Genomic DNA, 2,978 nt, shown 5'->3' with positions numbered 1-2,978 from the left:
CGGTGCGCTCCAGGCGCAGCTCAGGGTTCTGCCGGCAGAGCTGTTCAAAGACTTCATCGGTCAACTCCAGGCTGGGCCGCAAGTTGAGGGAGATCACGGCTTGAGGGATCCCGTTCAGAGGATTTGAGGGGGCGCTGGCGCTATTGTAGTCTTTTGGATCCCTCACCCCTGGATCCCTCTCCCTGAGGGAGCAGCCCCTTACCCCCGGCCCCTCTCCCTGAGGGAGAGCCCAAGCGCTCCGCGCCGCTCACGCGACCACCCCCGGCCCCTCTCCCTGAGGAACAGCCCTCACCCCCGGCCCCTCTCCCTGAGGAACAGCCCTCACCCCCGGCCCCTCTCCCTGAGGGAGAGGGGGGATTAAAATAGGCTGGGCTGGGTGATGTTGTTCTGCTTTGTCTGCAAGGCAAGGCGGCTGATCTCTGGCCAGGCGATGACCAGGGTGTTGTAGGCTAGGGCTTCTTGGGCCCAGCCTTTTTTGTCGCAGAGGGTGTAGAGCCGGTAGGCAAGGTCGCGGGCAATGGGGCCTTTTTCCCCCAGGCTGGCCAGCAATTCTGCGGCTGCCATTTCCCCTTGGGTGTCCAGGGTTTGGATGAGAAACTGGGTGATCAGCCAGTGAGGAAGGCTCTCCGGCAGTCGGATCCCTGCCTCAGGAAGCGACAGGGATCCGCGCTCTCGTAGCCGCACCTTGCCGGCCCTGGCTTCCAGGATCCCAAGTTCTTCCAAGGATTCGAGGCTGACATTTTTGGCCTTGCTGAGGACTTCTGCATCTCCATAGGGGCCCGGCTCAAAGCGGTGTTGGGCAAACCAGGTCACCGCCCAGCGGCTGGCGCTATCGAGTTCGCCTTCTTGTTCCTCAAGGTATTCGTCCAGGTACTGGTTGATGAGTTGGAGAGCAGTGCGAACTGTTAGAGGAGAACCATCGTTTTCCAAAACAGCAGCATAGCGGGAATAGATCGCCATGCCAGGGCCAATGCTGGCCTGGGCTAGGTCAACAGGCGCAATGTTGCCCTGTTGCAGGAGTTTCAGGGCTTGGGGTAGTTCTCGCTTGAGTTCTTTGAGAAATTGGCCACGGCTGGCTTTGGGCGCATTGGCAGGACGGGGACGACAGACAAGGACGATGGAAGAGGCGAGGGCAGATACATTTTTCTTTAAGTTTCCTGTAAGTTCGGTTCGCATGGGCCAAGTGCCATCGATGGTTAAGCCAGACTGGATTAACCCTTCCAGCATGGTTTCCCAACCAGTAGATGCTCTGCCTCCCTCACCCTGCCCTCTCCCTGAGGGAGAGGGTTCTGAATTTTCTCCCCCTCGCCCTGTGGGAGAGGGGGTTGGGGGGTGAGGGACATCTCGCCCTATGGGAGAGGGGGTTGGGGGGTGAGGGAATTCAACTCCCTCTTGCTCTTGAGGGGAGAGAGAATCGGGGGGTGAGGGGTCTTCTTCGGTTTGCTTGAAGGCATAGTAAACAGTGAGTGGATAATCGGCATGGCAGATGTCATGCAGTCGGTTAAAGGCTTTGCTGAGTCCTGTTTCAAAGAATTCCCTGGCTTTTTGTTTGTCTCCACCAAAGCGATAGGGCGTAGCGACGAGTTCTTGAGTTTTAGGAACTAATAAAGTGCTAAAAATGTTGGGATAAATTGAACTAAGGGAACGACGCAACCAGACATAGAAGAAATCTGAGAGATCGGCATACCCAATGTTGTCGAAATAAGGCGGATCGGTGGAAATTATTTTTGGGGTCGCATCGTCTGAGTGTGTAAGAGTAGCATCATGTTGATTCACTTTTCCATCTAAAGTAGCTGGGCAAGAAGTAATCATTTTTACAGCTTGATCTACACCCGACAAAAAATTACCACTCGAATTACAGAAAGGATTTGCCTCTGCATAATCCCAAACCATTGGAATTGCTTGTCTGGCAAAAGTACTCATGATAATCTCTCGACTTGAGTGCCAAGCACAAATTGTTGACCAATAGTTAGCACCTTTATCCACAGCAAACGCCAAATAAACGCTAATCGCCTCCCCATACGCCCTAGCTCCCGTTCCCCCCTCAGCCAGAGGCACATTGTCATCAGGGATCCCAGCGGCGATCGCATCTTGGATGGCTTTTTCCCGTGCTTCCGCCACCAAATCGCTGAAGGTCGTCAGAGCCACCAGTTGGCGCGGGGTGAAAAGATCGCCATAGGTTGGTAATCCATAAATTTGAGGACGAATATCACGAGTGTTATCAGGAAGTTTTGCACCTGGTTTCCAAGTGGGTTGAGCAGATCTAGCAATAGCTTCCTGTTCTGCGGTGGGAGATAGATAAATTCTGCCGTTTTGTCCCTCCGCCACAATGGCCATCAATTGGGATCCCATCCGTCCTGCTCTGCCTTCTTGGCGCACATAGTCTAGTGGCACAGGAGTTCCACAGGCGATACACTTTGCCCCTTTGCGATCCACTGTGCCTTCTGGTGCTTTGCCCTTGCCAGTTTTGACTACGAATTGAACCCTCACCCTGCCCTCTCCCAGAGGGAGAGGGTTCTGAGTTCTCTCCCCCTCGCCCTTGGGGAGAGGGGGCTGGGGGGTGAGGGCAGCATCGCCCTTGGGGAGAGGGGGTTGGGGGGTGAGGGCAGCATCGCCCTGCGGGAGAGGGGGCCGGGGGGTGAGGGCAGCATCGCCCTGCGGGAGAGGGGGCTGGGGGGTGAGGGCATCAAGGCGCTCAATCACTGGCTCTACCCAAGCCTCCTTCCCCTTCTTGGTCGAAAGCTGAAACGAGCGCACCAATGGCATCTGACAACCGCAAGCTGGGTTTGGACATTTCACCGTTCTTGCCCACAGCCAAGCAATGACCGTTGCTTCTCCCTCACCCTGCCCTTTCCCTGAGGGAAGTTTTCCCTCACCCCCGTCCCCTCTCCCTGGGGGAAGTTTTCCCTCACCCCCGTCCCCTCTCCCTGGGGGGGGGGGGGGGGGGGGGGGGGAGGGGGGCGCGGGGAGATACCAGG

Annotated in this window: 1 protein-coding gene; it reads right to left on the bottom strand. The window is 56.5% G+C overall.

Features of this window, described 5'->3' with window-relative positions:
• Window positions 1-357: 357 nt before the first annotated feature.
• The gene (locus tag NW857_RS06060; RefSeq protein ID WP_414368316.1) at window positions 358-2,337 is read right to left on the bottom strand and encodes a hypothetical protein; all 1,980 of its coding nucleotides are present in this window, start codon (window positions 2,335-2,337) and stop codon (window positions 358-360) included.
• Window positions 2,338-2,978: the final 641 nt, after the last annotated feature.

Source organism: Synechococcus sp. H55.9 (genome assembly GCF_047462355.1).
Classification (GTDB): Bacteria; Cyanobacteriota; Cyanobacteriia; order Thermostichales; family Thermostichaceae; genus Thermostichus.
The sequence above is the reverse complement of the archived record's forward strand: the minus strand, read 5'-3'. Positions and strand labels throughout refer to the sequence as shown.

What these genes read in the sequence shown, in the direction of transcription:
- NW857_RS06060 (WP_414368316.1), bottom strand. Translation starts at nt 2,337, where the DNA reads ATGGCCATTGTGGCGGAGGGACAAAACGGCAGAATTTATCTATCTCCC.